Annotated in this window: 10 protein-coding genes; all 10 read left to right on the forward strand. The window is 43.0% G+C overall.

Translation table 11 applies throughout. From position 1 onward, the window contains the following. The first annotated feature begins 19 nt into the window (after window positions 1-19). The 10 genes from KQP79_RS02160 to KQP79_RS02205 all read left to right on the forward strand — a co-directional run bounded on the left by KQP79_RS02160 (window position 20) and on the right by KQP79_RS02205 (window position 18,742). The gene (locus KQP79_RS02160) at window positions 20-2,485 is read left to right on the forward strand and encodes a fimbrial protein (RefSeq protein WP_008015971.1); all 2,466 of its coding nucleotides are present in this window, start codon (window positions 20-22) and stop codon (window positions 2,483-2,485) included. Window positions 2,486-2,528: 43 nt separating this feature from the next. Beyond that, complete coding sequence (locus tag KQP79_RS02165) at window positions 2,529-4,796, forward strand: DUF4906 domain-containing protein (protein WP_008022261.1); 2,268 nt, start codon at window positions 2,529-2,531, stop codon at window positions 4,794-4,796. Window positions 4,797-4,823: 27 nt separating this feature from the next. Continuing rightward, on the forward strand, window positions 4,824-5,612 hold the full coding sequence (locus KQP79_RS02170) for a hypothetical protein (RefSeq protein WP_008022262.1): 789 nt from the start codon (window positions 4,824-4,826) through the stop codon (window positions 5,610-5,612). Window positions 5,613-5,671: 59 nt separating this feature from the next. Next, on the forward strand, window positions 5,672-6,055 hold the full coding sequence (locus KQP79_RS02175; protein ID WP_004310750.1) for a DUF4469 domain-containing protein: 384 nt from the start codon (window positions 5,672-5,674) through the stop codon (window positions 6,053-6,055). A gap of 52 nt (window positions 6,056-6,107) precedes the next feature. Then, window positions 6,108-7,004, forward strand: coding sequence for an AraC family transcriptional regulator (locus tag KQP79_RS02180; protein ID WP_008640313.1), 897 nt, complete (start codon window positions 6,108-6,110; stop codon window positions 7,002-7,004). A gap of 195 nt (window positions 7,005-7,199) precedes the next feature. After that, window positions 7,200-8,411, forward strand: a complete 1,212-nt coding sequence (locus KQP79_RS02185; RefSeq protein WP_055235011.1) for an AAA family ATPase — start codon at window positions 7,200-7,202, stop codon at window positions 8,409-8,411. Between the two features lie 236 nt (window positions 8,412-8,647). Beyond that, window positions 8,648-11,947 carry a glycosyl hydrolase gene (locus KQP79_RS02190; protein WP_055235009.1) on the forward strand — a complete coding sequence of 1,100 codons (3,300 nt, stop codon included), beginning with the start codon at window positions 8,648-8,650 and terminating at the stop codon, window positions 11,945-11,947. A gap of 116 nt (window positions 11,948-12,063) precedes the next feature. Beyond that, on the forward strand, window positions 12,064-13,497 hold the full coding sequence (locus KQP79_RS02195; RefSeq protein ID WP_055235007.1) for a sialate O-acetylesterase: 1,434 nt from the start codon (window positions 12,064-12,066) through the stop codon (window positions 13,495-13,497). A 33-nt stretch (window positions 13,498-13,530) separates the two neighbouring features. Next, window positions 13,531-15,882, forward strand: coding sequence for a DUF5703 domain-containing protein (locus tag KQP79_RS02200; RefSeq protein ID WP_055235006.1), 2,352 nt, complete (start codon window positions 13,531-13,533; stop codon window positions 15,880-15,882). A 205-nt stretch (window positions 15,883-16,087) separates the two neighbouring features. Continuing rightward, window positions 16,088-18,742, forward strand: coding sequence for a glycoside hydrolase family 2 protein (locus KQP79_RS02205; protein WP_055235004.1), 2,655 nt, complete (start codon window positions 16,088-16,090; stop codon window positions 18,740-18,742). The last annotated feature ends 92 nt before the right edge of the window (window positions 18,743-18,834 follow it).

An 18,834-nucleotide genomic window follows, 5' to 3' on the forward strand; every position in this document is an offset into this window, starting at 1 on the left:
CGTTTTTTGAAACGGAATTATGGCACGATTAAGGATGAATATAACTATCAACATAAAATTTTCGGCAAATATCCTGCTTTTGACAATGTTTGCCCTGTTTACTTACTCTTGTACAAAAGAGAACGAAGTAACAGGCGCACGTATTTACGAAGGAGAAAAGATACCGATGAGTATTAAAATGGGAACGCGCAATGCTACCACCGACAAAGATGAAGTCATAAATTCCGTACGTGCAATTGTGTTTAATGACAAGAACGAGCTGGTATACAACGACGTTTCTGATGCTTCCATAAATGTCGATAGCACATACACCGCTTCTATAAGAGCGGCACGGGGATATAACAACATTTATATCATCTGCAATGAAACATCGGAGCTTGCCGAAAAGCTCGCTGCTATTACACTGGAAAATGAAATAGAAAAAGTGACATTCTCTGCCGTAGGTATCGTTGCTCCTCCGCCCATGTATGGAAATGTGGCACGTGCCTATGTGGAATCCCGCAGTGACGGAAAAAACGCCACAGTAACAATTAATAATATTAAAATGACGGAATTGCCTGTTAGCGTAACCCGCATGGTATCCCGCATCAGCTTTACAGCTATTAAAAATATAACTAATCCGAATGAGGATTTCAAAGTAACCAAGCTCACTGTTAAAGTATGTCGTATGCCGGCCGCCACTCCTATAGAAGAAGGGCGGGCATATACGGAAGATATTTGGTCGGATGACCTTACGATATCAGGAACAGGCGAGCTTGACAAAAATGGCGATTATATTATAAAAGATAATAACTATACTATTCCTGACACAGTGGATTTTATAACAATTCCTGCCACATATATTCCTGAACACTTGCTATCCCAACCTGAAAATGCTTCTCAGGCAACCTACCTTAAGATTGACGCGCAGTGCGTACTTAAAAACGGAAGTTCTCAGGTGCTGAACTGCGTTTACCTCTTGAATATCGGTCAAGAGCCTCCCAAAAACTATAATCTGACACGAAACAACCATTATCAGATATACGCCACCATTACCGGTATGGGTGCAATGGGGTTATATGCGGAAATAGTGGCAATGGAGGAACATGATATCACCATCAACTGGAAACCTATCGACGGACTGGTCATAGTGAGTGACAAGGCAGCAGATTATGACGCGGTTGCCGATACATCCAGAAATGTGAATATCTGGAATGATGTCAGCGTTTATTCAGGTATACTGAAAGCATATCATTCGGAGACGGGATATAAGGATGTATTGTTCAAATATGGCAGCCTGATAGCCGTGCACAGCGGCACAAGTGCGGGTGAGGGTTTTATAGCTCCTACCAATGCCAGTGCATTGAACGATGTACTCTGGTATCCCGGTTCATACGATCCCTTAAGCATCAGCGGGTGGACAGATATTCCCTACCTAAACACAGACGGAATTCCTGCAAATAACACCGTAGACCAAGTTAAAGCCGGGGTGGGAGATCCCTGCAAGTTGGCCGGACTTTCCGAAACCCAGATCAAGGCTCAAAACATTGTGGATAACGGGCAGTGGCACATGGCTACTCCGAATGAAAACCAAGCCCTGATAGCGGCATCGGATAACGAGAATAATTCATACGGTTATCCTTCTTTCCATTGGCTGCTTTCCCCGCATAACCGGTATAGAGACGCGGGCGGTGTATCTCAGGGGGACCGTTCCAATGGATGGTATTGGAACGACGACGCTTCGGTATTCGAATTCTCCGGTAATTCATCGGGTGCAAGTTTCCAAAGTGGCAAGGACAGGCAAAGTGCCTATATGATTCGCTGCGTGCGCAATGAAATACCGGAAAGCAAGATGGAGGCGGGTGCCATCTCCAGTCCTACTTATCAGGGAACCGAAAAAGGTGTAAAAGCTTATTTCGGTATAAAATCCAATGTGCCTTATTGGACGGCAACGCTTGTCACGGGAGAAGGTGCGGGAACAGCGGAGCCTACTGATTTCTCGTTCGCATCGGATGGCACCATCGTACATACGACCCACGGAAGCAATACGGAAAATATCCCTGTATACGTCAAACGTAAAGAAAGTGCTTCACCGCGTTCATTCAGAGTGAAGGTGGAAGGAGTCGGTTTGGACGGACAGACAAGGAGCATACTGCTCACCGTCTCGCAAAGCGGATATGATTTACGTGCTACTACCGGATTAAGTAGTCTGGGTAATATATCTCAAACGGGAGGTACTTATACGGTGAGTATCCAGCTTACTCCGACGGATATCTCCATACCTGCCGGAAAACTGTTTTTGCAGGTTATTTATGGAGGCGTCCAAAAGTGTCTCAGTACTAAAGTGAATACTGAACCGAATACGTATAGTTATTCTGTCTCGATAGAAATTCCAGAGAACAGCAGTCCGAGTTCTATCAATCTTACTGTTAATATTCTACTGGCGAAAGATACCGGAGTGACAGTTCCTCTCGGCAGTCCGTCAATTACGCAAAACGGCTACTGATGTCCTCTCCTTGGATGAAAATTTGATAATAAACATATACGATATGAACCTAAGAACAAAATATAAAAGATATTTCCGGGCAGCCTGCACCACCTTGCTGTTGCTGGCGTTCGTGGGCTGTGCAAAAGATAAACTGGTAGAGTACGGTCCCGGTGACGCTACCGGTAAGGTGGTTATGGTCAGCCTGAAAGTCGGTATTCCCCCCGCTGTAGAGCCTGCATCAACGAGCGGATATTCCGCCGCTAAGTCGCTTTTTAGGGATAGGAACGATTCCGGGTTGTCGTTTACAGTGGCTTTGGAACAAGGACAAGAACCACATGAGGTAACTACCCGGGTATCTGACGGCACGACCAAGTTACACAACCTTTGGCTTTTCCAATTCGATGAGCACGGTTCCATTAAGGGAAATCCTCATAAACTGAGTGATGCAGTAACAGCCATAAATGATTTGATGACGATAGACGTCCCCCTCGTAGTATCAGAGAATCAAACCTTGTACCTGTTGGTATTAGGCCCTAAACTTAACTATGATATGAGCGGAGTGAGCACTCTTGATGAACTCAAGAATTGGAGTTTTGACTATCTTATTAATGTAGAAGGGCATACCCAATCGCTTATCACCGCAGATGATGAAGTACCGCTGGCCGGAGAAGTGTCAGGTGTCACTGTGGTGGACATCGACGGTGGTAAGCGTGGTCTGGTAGAATACAACAAACCGGCCGGGTTTGTAGGAGGCATCGAAATCGAGAGGTTGATGGCACGCGTTACCTTACGTTACAAGTTCGAGGTGGAAAATTACCGGTTACAAGGTTTGAAATTGCTGAATGTGAACAATACTATCCGGCTCACCAATCTTAAAAAAAATACCGATGCGGATACATACGCCACATTTGAAATGGATCAGTTGGGTGAGCCCGATTCCAATGGCTATTACTCGGCAACATGGTATGTAGCGCAGAATCGGCAAGGGACGGTTACAACTATTCTAAGTGAAAGCCAGCGCTACTACAAAGTGGTCAATAAGGTGCCTTCAGGTGCTGCGCCGCCACTGGGCACGCAGATAGAGGCATGGGCATACCCTACTACCGGAACAAATGAATACGCGATCTACCAGATATATGTTGGGAATAATAACACCAATAACTTCGATGTGGAACCCAACCATTTTTATAATTTGCGTACTGCCATAAACGCAGAGATAAACTCGGCGAAGAACGATGAACGGATCAGGGCATATACCATCAGCCAGTATGTGGAATTTTTTTCCAGCCTTAACGTAAAGGCTTCTGGGGCGTCATTCAGCACCCTGTACAACAAAACGGGTGCCACTTATGACCTGGATGCAGCTTATAGTGTCCGCCCGATAGTTATACAGACTCAAGGAAGGAAAGTGGAAGTGGAAATATATACTGACGAAGATTGTACGCAGAGAGCCGATAAGGGAAGCAGTTGGCTCCTCCTGTCTTCCTCTTCCAACTATACGGATGCATTCAATAATGTTAAAGAGCCATTGGATACCCGTGTTACGGCAAGTTCCATACTTCCCACTCAGGTGAAGTTTTATCTCTATAATAAGGAATACATTTATGATGATGACGGCAAACTGGTTGACCCGGGTGAATCCGATAAATTAGGAAAGCGTTCTTTATACATTAAAGTAACTACTATGCCAGAGGGTGAAGGAGAAACATTGCAAACTTTCCATATATTCAGACTGGACCAGCGCCCGGCAGTATATGCCGGGTGTTTTGGAGGAGAAAGAGACACTGACGGAAACTATACAATGGGATTGGTGCATGACAGACCGCAACGTAGTGTATACCAGTATGACGTATCATCGGGTAAAGTGGAATATGGTTACGATGGGATTGTGACAGCTGCTCATTCATACGGGACGGATGACGTGTATTATGGAAAAAACGCGACGGTAAACCTGGCCGAGAATATAAAGAACCTTACTTGGAGTGGTAATATACCTGTCCCGCAGAAAGATGCTTCCGGACATATATTGCTATATCAATATCAACACCCGGCTAGTACGTTTAGTGCAAGGGCTTGCTATGATAAGAACCGGGATGAAGATGGAAACGGACGAATAGAAGGGGAGGAGTTAAAATGGTATTTACCGGCATCCAATCAACTGATTGGCCTCTATATCGGCAGTCTATTAGATGCCAGCAGCGGGCAAACAATTACAGAAGATGGAGGTACTTCTGCCAAAAGGTGGTATTACGGGCTTAACTCTTACTATAAGACTGAGGGTGGTGCAAGGTGTGTAAGAGACATCCCTCTCCCTTCCGTTACTTATTAATGATAAAATGAAAATATAAAGAATAAAATGAAAAGAATAACTGTCATAATCTTCGCATCCCTTTTTATCTTGCTAAAGGGATATTCCCAGACAATAGAAGTCTATGAAGATTTAAGAGGAAACAAGTATGCGGCTATTAATTCGAAAGATTTGCCTAAACAAAGGATCAGAGATAAAAGTGCTGTCTTTTATAACAACATTCAATTATACGAGTACACCTCGACTGGTCAAAATACGAATCCTATTACCGATAGTGAGGGCAACCCTGTTTATACAGACAGGATTATCCGGCATATAGATAGCATGTCTGAGGCAGGCAAAATCAATAAGACTGTATCTGCATTTTTTATAGTCTCTCCGGATATCGTATATAGCGATGGCAATGATAGCGAGGGAAAAGACAGTGGAACGCAAACAATGAATTGGGCTACGGCAAATGGCTATCTTGCTACGGCAAACAGTAATAGTTATAGTACGGAGAAGAATATTGCTGTTCCCAAGGGATGCGCAATGTATCGGGGGAAAGACGGTCAGGACGCTCCGGGAACATGGCGGATACCTACACTGCGTGAAGGAAGCCTGATTATGATTTATTATAAGGAATTAGAGGCCACAGCTACCCAAGGTACCGATTGTAAAGCATTTGCCTTATCTGACATAAAACCAACCACCTATTGGTTAGCGACGGAAAATACAACTTCTTCTCAAGCATGGTCAATGACAATTTATCCTGATGCGACAAGAGTGAAATATAAGTCTGCCAGAGATCTCAAGGCAAGCTCCTATTATCTCCGTTGCATCCGGGATATTCCATAGAATAGAAATATAAGTTTGCTCATTCATTTACAAAAGATACAAAATAACTGATCAATCAAATGAAAACGATAAAAGCCGAAATATTAATGATTGAAGGAGCGCCGTTTCCTGTCATCAAAGAAATATATGATCCTTCAAATGAAAGGCGTAATGGGAACATTACACCGGAAGCTCCCATTGTTATCACCGGTCACAATCTGGATATGTTGACATGGGAAAGTACCAATCTATATCTTGTCTCTTCCGTCAATGACAGAATGTTGATAGAATGTGGCGATATCCATAAATATTCGGACGATAAGATTTATATGACAGTTCCTGATATTAATGAAGGTGAATATTTCCTGGCACTGATGATTTTGATGAAAGATAAAGAAAGTTTTTTATACATCTTTCCCATATCTTTGGTGGTACAGTTTGCTCAATCGAAATGGCACGACTGACATCCGTATGATAAAAATAACGGCAAACAACATAATTGATAAATAGCAGTCCATGGAAAAGAACCAACCATATAAGCAGGATAAAGTATTCGATAATATATTGGAAACAGAAGAGTTTAACGTCTATACTAAAATAGACGATTTACCTCTTGATGAAAATCCTATGTATCTTGAAGAAGGGATAAATGGGATATGCACGGGAGGAAGTGCGTTATTCAATGTTTTTGGTAATAAACGACGGATTGTTTCCAATGATCTGGTAGTCATTTTCCCTTTTCAGCTGGCTTCTGTCACGGAGATTAGCAGTGACTTTTCAATGACGTTTCTAAAAGTACCCAAAAGCCTGTTTATGGATACAATAAGCGGGATATGTATACCTACGCTTGATTTCTTTTTCTATATGCGGAAAAATTTCAGTACTCCGCTATACGATGAAGAGTGCCAACGTTTCATTCACTTTTGCAATATTTTGATTTTTCGTATCAACTTACCCCGCAACTTATTCAGACGGGAGTCTATCATGCAGTTATTACGTGTTTTCTACTGGGATATATATGTGGCTTATAAAAGAAATCCGAAAGCTGCCGAATTAGTAAAATACACCCGTAAGGAAAAACTTTTATTCGACTTTTTTTGTTTGGTGATCGAATTTCATACCGTAAGTCGGGATGTTGCGTTTTATGCGAAAAAGATGTGTGTGTCCGCCAAGCATCTTACAATGGTAATTACAGATATGAGCGGTCGTTCGGCAAAAGACTGGATTATAGATTACTCCCTTCTTGAAATAAAGGCTCTTTTACGGGATTCTGACCTTGAAATAAAAGAAGTGGCCTCACGCACGAACTTCCAGTCGAACTCTGTTATGACAAGATTCTTTCGTGAACATACCGGTATGACTCCGTCTGAATACAGGGAGAGAATTTACGTTAAAAATGAAATTGAGTTATAATTAGTTGAGTTATATATGAAATACCGCCTGTGAAGGTCGTCTATTGTTTGTTTTGTTTGTGTGGTGCACCTTCTTCCAAGAGTAGGAAAGGAGGTGCACCTTTTTTTATAGCTAAAAAAGAATAGATTAAAATGTGGAATAAATAGCTTAAAATGCTATATTTGCAAAATAGTCGCATTTTTAATATATTGGAGTATGATTTTAGAGTTTAAATTTAGAAATTTCAGATCAGCTAAGGATTGGCAGATATTAAGTTTTGAAGCCTCTGCAGATAAGATTTCAGAAGAATATTACTGTACCACTATCAACGATACGAAAGTATTAAAACTCGGTATCCTCTATGGAGCTAATGCTTCAGGAAAGACTAACGTATTGCTAGCACTTGATTTCATACGAAAAATAGCCATTTCGCCTAAGATAAACAAGATGCAGCCTATCGGGTTTACTCCGTTTCTCTTGGATGATACGACAAAGAAAGAATGTGGAGTATTTGAATTGACTTTTTTTGTAAACAATATGAAGCATCTCTATTATCTTGAAGTAGATAATAGTGCTGTCCTAAAAGAAACACTTAAATATTATCCTGGTAAGCAACCAGCCGAAATTTTCTCCCGAGAGACCATTAATGGAATCACTCATATCCGATTAGGAAGCAAAGTCAAACTCAATGTGGCCGAGCAGGAAAAGTTGCAGGTAAATACGCTTAGTAATATGAGTGTTGTTTCAGCTTATGCTACAGCTAACTTTATGTTTCCTGAATTAGAACGTGTCTATAACTATTTCTTGAAGCAGTGGTTGCCTATACTCTTGCCCCAAACGGATTTGAAAACATGGACAACAGGAGAAATGGAAGCAGAGAAGGAGAATAAATCCTTTTTATTAGATTTACTGCACCGTGCAGATTTTAATATATCCGGTTTTGATGTTCAACAAAATGAGAAAAATAAAAAAGATACGGATTTGATATTTGAACATACGATTGTAGCCAATGGAACATCTTCTGTTCATTACCTGCCTGATATACTTGAATCAGCAGGAACAGTGCGCTATTATGGTTTGGGAACTATTCTGAATATATTGCTTGAAAGAAATGCTATCATACCTGTTGATGAACTTGAGAATTCGCTGCATCCGGATTTATTTGCCCATTTCATCAACTTATTTTTGGTTAATTCGACTTATTCGCAGCTGATTTTCAGTACGCATAATCTCCAATCATTAGACACCGAGGATTTACGTAAAGATGTAGTCTGGTTTACAGAAAAAAAGGATGATGGTTCAACAGACCTGTTTTCACTTGATGACTTCAATATCCGCAATGGCGTTTCGTTTCTCAATGCATATAATGCAGGGAAATTTGGCGCCAAACCAACACTGGGCGGTATTTTTATTCCTAAAAAACGATAAGTATGGCACGCGAAAAAAGAATAAAAGAAATATCTCCATTGATATAAACAATCCGCACACTTCATATTCAAGGGTATTTGAAGTGTTTGAAGAACTATTACAGAAGAGATAGATAAACTATCGTTTCAATTCTATCAGACAAATTAAATAGCTTAATTTAATTTGAGTCAGGAAAATACAGTGAGTACAAAACAGAATGTTTTTCGTCTTATCTATAAGTAAAAATATAGACTGGAATGAAAAGCCGACTGAAACAACGAATATTTGCACTTTCTCTATTAGCATGGACAGCCGTATGCCCTGCCGATGCACAGCAAACACGCTCGCTTCGCGATCAATTCTTAAGTCCTTCCGATGAAGCAAAACCCTGGACTTTTTGGTATTGGATGTATGGTGCCGTGTCTAAAGAAGGGATTACAGCCGATTTGGAGGCAATGAAACGTGCCGGATTAGGAGGTACTTATCTGATGCCGATTAAAGGTATTCATGAAGGCGCCCAATACGATGGCAAGGCGCAGCAGCTAACTCCCGAATGGTGGGAGATGGTGCGTTTCAGCATGGAAGAAGCAGATCGTTTGGGACTGAAATTGGGAATGCACATCTGTGATGGTTTCGCATTGGCGGGAGGCCCTTGGATTACTCCTGAAGAATCTATGCAAAAAGTGGTTTGGAGCGATACGATTGTAAACGGAGGAAAGCTGATGGCTATTCGCTTGCCACAACCGAAAGCCTATGAAAACTATTATGAAGATATTGCATTATTCGCTTTGCCGGTAGAAGACGCAGCGGATGAGATGCAGGCAAAAATCACCTGTGTCAACCTAGCTACGACAGGAAACGTAAAAGCTGCTCAAACAGTGAATATGGATGCGGCGGGAGTGATCCGTTCTTCATATCCTTGTTATATCCAGTATGAATACGAACAACCCTTCACTTGCCGGAACATCGAAATCGTTTTAAATGGTAATAATTATCAGGCACACCGCTTGAAAGTAATGGCCAGTGATGATGGAGTGAATTATCGTTTGGTTAAGCAGTTGGTCCCTGCCCGTCAGGGATGGCAGAATACGGATGAGAATTCAACTCATAGTATTCCTCCAACTACCGCCCGTTTCTTCCGTTTCTACTGGACTCCTGAAGGGAGCGAACCGGGAAGTGAAGATATGGATGCTGCCAAATGGAAGCCCAATCTGAAAATAAAAGAATTACGCCTGCACCGGGAAGCCCGTCTGAACCAATGGGAAGGAAAAGCCGGACTGGTATGGCGTGTTGCTCAAGCGACTAAAGAAGAGGAAGTCGGGAAACAGGATTGCTATTCACTTTCACAAGTCATCAATCTAACAAAGCAATATACCGGTCATTCGAATGGAAAAACATTGACCGCCACTCTCCCCAAAGGAAAATGGAAATTACTTCGCATGGGACATACAGCTACCGGGCATACCAATGCGACAGCGGGAGGTGGAAAAGGATTGGAATGTGATAAGTTTAACCCGAAAACGGTACGGAAGCAATTCGATAACTGGTATGCGCAGGCATTTGTAAAGACCAATCCCGAAATAGCTCGTCGTGTACTGAAATATATGCATGTCGACAGTTGGGAATGTGGCAGCCAAAACTGGAATAAACGTTTCGCTATTGAATTTCAGAAACGTCGTGGCTACGATTTGATGCCTTATCTACCTCTATTGGCAGGTATTCCGATGGAAAGTGTCGAACAAAGTGAAAAGATTCTGCGAGACGTACGTACTACCATATCAGAACTCGTCGTAGATGTGTTCTATCAGGTATTGGCGGACTGTGCAAAAGAATATGATTGCCAGTTCTCGGCAGAATGTGTAGCTCCGACGATGGTAAGCGATGGTCTACTACATTATCAAAAAGTAGATCTTCCGATGGGTGAATTTTGGTTGAACAGTCCCACACATGACAAACCGAATGATATGCTCGATGCTATTAGCGGAGCACATATCTACGGAAAGAATATTATTCAGGCTGAAGGATTCACCGAAGTGCGTGGCACGTGGGATGAATACCCCGGAATGTTGAAAGCCTTGTTGGATCGTAATTATGCATTAGGAATCAACCGCCTTTTCTACCATGTATATGTACATAATCCCTGGCTGGACCGCAAGCCCGGCATGACATTGGATGGCATCGGACTTTTCTTCCAACGGGATCAGACCTGGTGGGATAAAGGGGCAAAAGCCTTTTCCGAATATGCTACCCGTTGCCAGTCGTTGTTGCAATATGGGCATCCGGTAACAGACATCGCAGTCTTTACAGGTGAAGAAGTGCCGAGGCGTTCGATATTACCGGAACGATTGGTTCCCTCTCTGCCGGGAATCTTCGGTGCGGAACGAGTGGAAAGTGAACGCATCCGTCTGGCCAATGAGGGACAGCCTTTACGTGTACGTCCGGTAGGTGTTACCCATTCAGCTAACATGGCTGATCCGGAGAAATGGGTGAATCCGCTTCGTGGATATGCATACGATAGTTTTAATAAAGATGCAATCCTTCGTTTGGCGAAAGCAGAAAACGGACGAATAACGTTGCCAGGTGGAGCAAGTTATAAAGTGTTGGTACTACCTCTTTCGCGTCCTATGAATCCCGAACCTGTGTTGTCATCGGAAGTGCAGAAGAAAATCAATGAACTAAAAGAAGCTGGCATTTTGGTTCCTTCTTTACCATATACAGAAGAAGATTTTTCCGTGTATGGCTTGGAACGCGACATGATTGTGCCGGAAGATATTGCCTGGACGCATCGTCGTGGCGAACTTGGTGAACTCTATTTCGTCGCCAACCAAAAGGACGAAACACGCACGTTTACTGCAAGTATGCGTATTAACGGTAAAAAACCGGAATGTTGGAATCCGGTGACGGGTGAGATGAATATTCATCCTTCCTATCATATCAACGGAAACCGGACGGAAGTTACTCTCACATTGGCTCCTAACGAGTCCGCATTCATCGTATATCCTGCGGAGGGAGTACATGAAGGCTATGGAGAATCCTCTCTCCAACTGCAAAAGGAGAAAAAAGATACAGCCAAAGCGCCTTTAAACATAGCGTTGGAAGCAAAGGAATATACTATAACTTTTGTAGCTAACAAAAAAACGCTCACACGAAAAGAACTCTTCGACTGGAGCCAAGAATCGGACGAACAGATACGTTATTATTCGGGGACAGCGACCTACAAAACCACTTTTCGCTGGAAAAATAAGCCGAATAAAGACCAACAGATTTATCTGAATCTGGGAACAGTTTATAATTTGGCAACTGTTCGTGTGAATGGTGTAGATTGTGGCACAATCTGGACAGCTCCTTATCGTGCAGATATTACAGGTGCCTTGAAAAAAGGAATTAATGAGCTTGAAATAGAGGTTACAAATACATGGGCGAATGCACTGGCAGGAGCTGATGAAGGAAAAGCGCCGTTTGATGGCATTTGGACTAATGCAAAATATCGCAGGGCAGAGAAAACGCTGCTTCCGGCAGGATTACTCGGACCTTTGAGTTTTTCTACCACAGAATAAAATAGATTTTTAAGGCACGGATTACGCGGATTACACGGTTTATGAGAATCGTATTACATAAAGTAACAGCGCAATCCATGTAATCCGTGCCCAATTCATTATAATATAGCTAAAGTATGAAAAGTTCAATTATTAAAACAGGTACAATGTTGGCAGGTTTTCTGCTTGCTGCCTGCCTGTCAACACACGCAGAAGTAAAGCTACCGGCTATTTTTTCTGATGGCATGGTGATGCAGCAACAGACCAATGCAAACCTTTGGGGGACAGCGACTCCTCATAAAAAAGTAACAGTGACCACTAGTTGGAATGGAAAACAATATGCAGCAACAGCAGATAAAAATGGGGCATGGAAACTGACAGTAGCTACTCCCGAAGCGGGAGGTCCTTATACTGTGACCTTTGATGATGGAACCAAAAAGACACTGAATAATATTCTGATAGGCGAACTTTGGCTTTGTTCTGGACAAAGTAATATGGAAATGCCGATGAAAGGATTCAAAAACCAACCGGTAGAAAATGCCAATATGGACATTCTTCACAGCAAGAATCCGCAAATCCGTCTGTTTACGGTGAAACGTACTTCTACATTTACTCCGCAGAATGACGTTGTCGGTTCCTGGAAAGAAGCCAATCCGGTTAGTGTCCGTGATTTCAGTGCAACAGCCTATTATTTCGGGAGACTGGTAAATGAAATATTAGATGTTCCGGTCGGATTAGTTGTAGCAGCCTGGGGTGGTTCCGCCTGTGAAGCATGGATGACGGCAGACTGGCTGAAAGCCTTTCCGGAAGCGAAGATACCTCAAACGGAAACCGACATAAAATCTAAAAACCGCACTCCGACCGTGCTTTATAATGGTATGTTGCATCCATTAATCGGTATGACCATGAAAGGAGTGATTTGGTATCAGGGTGAAGATAACTGGAATCGTGCCCATACGTATGCTGATATGTTTACCCGATTGATTAACGGTTGGCGTGCCGAATGGAAACAGGGAGATTTTCCTTTCTATTATTGCCAGATAGCTCCGTATGATTACGGGATTATTACCGAAAAAGGAAAGGAAGTGATAAATTCGGCATATCTCCGGGAGGCACAAGCAAAAGTAGAACATCGTGTAGCTAACAGCGGTATGGCTGTATTATTGGATGCAGGAATGGAAAAAGGTATCCATCCCGCAAAGAAACAGGTTGCAGGCGAACGCCTGGCACTTTTGGCTTTAACTAAAACGTATGGAGTGGAAGGCGTGAATGGCGAAAGTCCTTATTATAAAAGCATTGAAATAAAGAACGACACCGTAGTTGTCAGCTTCGAACGTGCCAATATGTGGATTAGCGGCAAGAACTGTTTCGAATCGAAAAACTTTCAGGTAGCCGGCGAAGATAAAGTTTTTTACCCGGCCAAAGCATGGATAGAACGTAGTAAGATGCTAGTGAAAAGCGATAAAGTGCCGCACCCGGTAGCTGTTCGATATTGTTTTGAAAACTATGTGGAAGGAGATGTATATTGCGACGGATTGCCTTTAGGGTCTTTTCGTTCAGATGATTGGTAATCGCAAATAAACAAGGTAAAATATGAAAAATATATGAAGAGATTTTATCTGATTATAACCATACTGTTTGTTGGCGTGTCGGCTCTTTGGAGTCAGCATGCCAATGTCATTTGGAATACTCCCAGTCATAATTCTTCTGAATCTATGCCCTGTGGCGGTGGAGATATCGGGATGAATATATGGGTAGAAGACGGTGATGTTATGTTCTATGTGAGCCGTAGCGGCACATTCGACGAAAAAAACTGCCAGTTAAAACAAGGGCGTGTACGTCTCCGCCTGTCGCCCAATCCTTTCAAAGACGCTAAAGATTTTCGTCAGGAGTTGAAGCTGAAAGACGGATATGTAGAAATCGCGGCAGGAAACACACAGATACAATTTTGGGTAGATGTTTTTCATCCGATTATACATGTAGAGGTAACAAATGCACAACCGTTGCAGACTGAAGTCTTTTATGAAAATTGGCGCTATCAGGAACGACCTGTCAGAAAAGGAGAGGGGCAACAGTGTTCCTACAAATGGGCTCCCCCGAAAGGTACTGTGACGGAGTCCGACTTTATTTCTTTAGACAAAATTACTGATTCAACAGGAAAGGCTGAAACAAATAGGACTTCAATAAAAAGGAACCAACTTCTGTTTTATCATCGCAATCCCGAACAGACCGTTTTTGATGTAGTTGTAGCTCAACAAGGAATGAACGAAGTCAAATCTCAAATGATGAATCCTTTGAAAAACTTGACTTTCGGAGGAACTCTTTTGGGTGAAAACTTAGAATTTGCAGGCACTGCGGATGATGTATATGCCGGCACAGACTATCGTGCCTGGAAGTTTCGTTCTTCCAAAGCAGCCCGGAAAGAACATATCTGTATTGTGTTACATACAGACCAGACAGAAACAATAGAAGAATGGGAGCAGGGACTACAAACTGCTTTGCAAAGAATAGCCCCCAAAGGTAAAGTTTCATCGAAGACTATCATACAGGATAAAAAACAGACCCGTTCGTGGTGGAATTCCTTTTGGCAACGCAGTTTTATCGAAGCAGAAGGGGAAGCAAAAGAAATAACTAGAAACTACACCCTTTTCCGCTATATGCTAGGATGTAATGCTTATGGCAGCGTACCGACTAAATTCAATGGCGGACTATTTACCTTTGATCCTTGCCATGTCGATGAAAAACAATCTTTCACTCCCGACTACCGGAAATGGGGAGGTGGCACAATGACTGCACAGAATCAACGTTTAGTATACTGGCCGATGCTGAAAAGCGGAGACTTTGATATGATGCCTTCCCAGTTTGATTTTTATAACCGCATGTTGAAAAATGCAGAACTGCGAAGCCGTATATATTGGCAACATGATGGAGCTTGCTTTAGCGAGCAGATCGAAAATTTCGGTTTGCCGAACCCCGCAGAATATGGTTTCAAACGACCGGACTGGTTCGACAAAGGATTGGAATATAATGCCTGGCTGGAATATGAATGGGATACGGTTCTTGAATTCTGCCAAATGATATTGGAAACAAAGAACTATGCAAATGCTGATATTACCCCTTATTTACCTCTGATCGAAAGTTCGCTGACATTCTTCGACGAACATTACCAGCAACTAGCTTCCCGCCGAGGACGGAAAGCGTTGGATGGCAACGGACATCTGATTCTTTTCCCGGGTTCTGCTTGTGAAACATATAAAATGACCAATAACGCAAGCAGCACCATCGCCGCCCTGAAAGTGGTATTAGAAACATACGGAGAGAAAGAGGAGATGCTAAAAGCAATACCTCCGATTCCATTGCGATACATAGAAATAAAAGATACGTTGAATCCGACTATTGCTCCGGTCTTGAAGCAAACAATTTCGCCCGCCGTAAGTTGGGAACGAATTAATAATGTTGAAACGCCACAACTTTATCCAGTGTTTCCATGGCGTATTTATGGAGTAGGAAAGGAGGATCTGGATATAGCCCGTAATACCTACTTTTATGACCCGGATGCCATCAAGTTCCGTTCGCATACCGGATGGAAACAAGATAATATATGGGCTGCCTGTTTAGGCCTGACCGAAGAAGCAAAGAAACTATCTTTAGCCAAATTATCGAATGGACCGCATCGTTTCCCCGCATTTTGGGGACCGGGATATGATTGGACACCCGATCACAACTGGGGAGGTAGCGGCATGATAGGACTTCAGGAAATGCTATTGCAAACCAATGGAGAACAAATACTCCTTTTCCCGGCATGGCCGAAAGAATGGAACGTACATTTCAAACTTCATGCTCCGGGCGAAACAACAGTAGAAGCCACTCTCAAAAACGGAAAAGTGACGGACTTGAAAGTTTTACCGGAAAGTAGAAAAAAGGATATTGTTATAATGATTGAAAAGGAAAAATGATAATTTTGTGGAGTGCCCTGAAAGGGCTTAATTATATAGCGTAGGGCAACGCCCTACGCTATATAATTAAGCCCTTTCAGGGCATCCCAATAAATATATAATTGTAAGGCTTTCAGCCTAACCGATAAATTCTCATTTAACTGCAAAATTCCCATTTTAACCGATAAATTCCCATTTAACGAATGAAATATATAAATAAAGAATTATGAATAAAAGACCATTTATCATCTTATCAGCTTTTCTGTTGCTATTTTCCTTGATAGAAAAAGGGCAGGCTACAGAAACTTACCGTCCCGAGACATCGGTTGCCGGATTCATCCAGCTTCCCGGTAGCGGGCGACAAGTCTATAATTTCAATCCGGGATGGCGCTTTTTCAGAGGCGATGTCCGGGGAGCAGAAGCGGTAAACTTCGATGACCGTTCCTGGAATGTCGTTTCCACCCCTCATACCGTAGAGTTGATGCCGGCCGAAGGAAGTGGATGCCGCAATTATCAAGGACCGGCTTGGTACCGTAAGCACTTTGTCCTCCCCGCCGAAACAAAAGGGAAACGGGTAGTGCTTCATTTTGAAGCAGCTATGGGCAAACAGATTCTTTATCTGAATGGTAAACGCATCCAGGAACATCTGGGAGGTTATCTGCCTTTTACTTTAGACTTGACCGCCAATGGCGTACAAGCCGGAGACTCCTGTCTGCTCGCTGTTTTCACGGACAACAGTGATGACAAATCCTATCCTCCCGGAAAACGTCAATATACATTAGACTTTGCTTATCATGGTGGCATTTACCGTGATGTATGGATGATTGCCAAATCTCCGGTAGCTATTACTGACGCTATTGATTCACAAATCGTTGGCGGTGGAGGTGTATTCGTTCATTTTGATAAGATCAGTGAAAAGAGTGCGCAGGTATATGTAAACACCGAAGTTCAGAATGACGACGCCCGTTCCGAGTCAGTCACTGTAGAAACGACTTTGACAGATGCGGATGGAAAAGTAATCAAACGCAGTTCAGGAAAACTTTCTTTAAAGCCGGGAGAGAAGAAATCCATCCGTCAACAGATGGAAGTAAAGAATCCTACTCTTTGGTCACCGGATACACCTTATTTATATAGGGTACAATCACGTATTAAAAAAGGAAATAAATCCATTGACGGAGGCATTACCCGTGTCGGTATTCGTCTGGCAGAATTCCGTGGTAAAGACGGATTCTGGCTGAATGGCAAACCTTTCGGACAACTGGTAGGAGCCAATCGCCATCAGGATTTTGCATACGTAGGCAATGCTTTGCCGAACTCACAGCAATGGCGTGACGCCAAACGTCTGCGTGATGTCGGATGCACCATTATTAGGGTAGCCCATTATCCCCAAGACCCTGCCTTTATGGATGCCTGTGACGAGCTCGGTCTGTTCGTGATTGTCGCTACTCCGGGATGGCAGTACTGGAACAAAGACCCGAAATTCGGAGAGTTGGTTCATCAGAATACCCGCGAAATGATTCGTCGTGACCGTAATCACCCTTCTGTATTGATGTGGGAACCCATCTTGAATGAAACCCGCTATCCGCTCGATTTTGCCTTGAAAGCTCTTGAGATTACCAAAGAAGAATATCCCTATCCGGGACGTCCAGTAGCGGCTGCCGATGTCCATTCGGCCGGAGTGAAAGAGCATTATGACGTTGTTTATGGCTGGCCGGGTGATGATGAAAAAGAAGACAAGCCAAAGCAATGTATCTTTACCCGTGAATTCGGGGAGAATGTAGACGACTGGTATGCTCACAACAATAATAACCGTGCCAGCCGCAGTTGGGGAGAACGCCCGTTACTGGTACAGGCTATGTCCTTGGCAAAGAGCTATGACGAGATGTACCGCACGACCGGTTTGTTTATCGGTGGCGCTCAATGGCATCCGTTCGATCATCAGCGTGGTTACCATCCGGATCCTTATTGGGGTGGTATTTATGATGCTTTCCGTCAGAAGAAATATGCGTATGAAGTATTTCGCAGCCAGTCGCCGGCCAGCCTTCAACACCCATTGGCAGAATGTGGCCCGATGATATTCATTGCTCATGAAATGTCACAGTTCTCCGATAAGGACGTAGTTGTATTCACAAACTGTGATTCAGTCCGTCTTTCTATTTATGATGGAACGAAAACCTGGACGAAACCGGTGGTTCATGCCAAAGGGCACATGCCGAATGCTCCCGTTATATTCGAGAATGTCTGGGACTTTTGGGAAGCACGCGGATATAGCTATACTCAAAAAAACTGGCAAAAAGTGAACATGGTTGCCGAAGGAATCATCAACGGAAAAGTGGTATGCACTCAAAAGAAAATGCCTTCCCGACGTTCCAGCAAACTACGTCTTTATGTAGATACTCAAAAAGTGAACCTGATAGCTGATGGCTCCGACTTTATCGTCGTAGTTGCTGAAGTAACCGATGATAGTGGAAATGTGCGCCGTCTGGCAAAAGAGAATATCGTTTTCACGGTAGAAGGTGAAGGAGAAATCATCGGAGATGCTACTATTGGCGCTAATCCCCGTGCGGTGGAGTTCGGCTCTGCTCCGGTGTTGATTCGTTCTACCCGGAAAGCCGGAAAAATAAAGGTGAAAGCCCGCGTACAGTTTGAGGGCACTCAAGCTCCGACAGCTACTGAAATTGAACTGGAAAGCGTTCCTGCAGAATTTCCTTTCTGCTATGAGGAACAGACTTATGAAATACAAAGGACAACACCGTCCACTCTCAATGTAAACCCGAGCAAAGAATCATCTGAAGGAAAAGTGCAACTGACAGAAGAAGAACGCCAACGAGTGTTGGATGAAGTAGAACGTCAACAGACTGAATTTGGAACTGAAAAATAGTACGATAAAGTGATTAGCAGGTTAGTGATTAGTGATTAGCGGGGTGACCTGCCAACTTGTTTTTTATATGTTACTAAAGCACTATTCAAAAA

This window comes from Bacteroides sp. DH3716P (genome assembly GCF_025914115.1).
Taxonomy (GTDB): Bacteria; Bacteroidota; Bacteroidia; order Bacteroidales; family Bacteroidaceae; genus Bacteroides; species Bacteroides ovatus.

What these genes read in the sequence shown, in the direction of transcription:
- KQP79_RS02160 (WP_008015971.1), top strand. Translation starts at nt 20, where the DNA reads ATGGCACGATTAAGGATGAATATAACTATCAACATAAAATTTTCGGCA.
- KQP79_RS02165 (WP_008022261.1), top strand. Translation starts at nt 2,529, where the DNA reads ATGAACCTAAGAACAAAATATAAAAGATATTTCCGGGCAGCCTGCACC.
- KQP79_RS02170 (WP_008022262.1), top strand. Translation starts at nt 4,824, where the DNA reads ATGAAAAGAATAACTGTCATAATCTTCGCATCCCTTTTTATCTTGCTA.
- KQP79_RS02175 (WP_004310750.1), top strand. Translation starts at nt 5,672, where the DNA reads ATGAAAACGATAAAAGCCGAAATATTAATGATTGAAGGAGCGCCGTTT.
- KQP79_RS02180 (WP_008640313.1), top strand. Translation starts at nt 6,108, where the DNA reads ATGGAAAAGAACCAACCATATAAGCAGGATAAAGTATTCGATAATATA.
- KQP79_RS02185 (WP_055235011.1), top strand. Translation starts at nt 7,200, where the DNA reads ATGATTTTAGAGTTTAAATTTAGAAATTTCAGATCAGCTAAGGATTGG.
- KQP79_RS02190 (WP_055235009.1), top strand. Translation starts at nt 8,648, where the DNA reads ATGAAAAGCCGACTGAAACAACGAATATTTGCACTTTCTCTATTAGCA.
- KQP79_RS02195 (WP_055235007.1), top strand. Translation starts at nt 12,064, where the DNA reads ATGAAAAGTTCAATTATTAAAACAGGTACAATGTTGGCAGGTTTTCTG.
- KQP79_RS02200 (WP_055235006.1), top strand. Translation starts at nt 13,531, where the DNA reads ATGAAGAGATTTTATCTGATTATAACCATACTGTTTGTTGGCGTGTCG.
- KQP79_RS02205 (WP_055235004.1), top strand. Translation starts at nt 16,088, where the DNA reads ATGAATAAAAGACCATTTATCATCTTATCAGCTTTTCTGTTGCTATTT.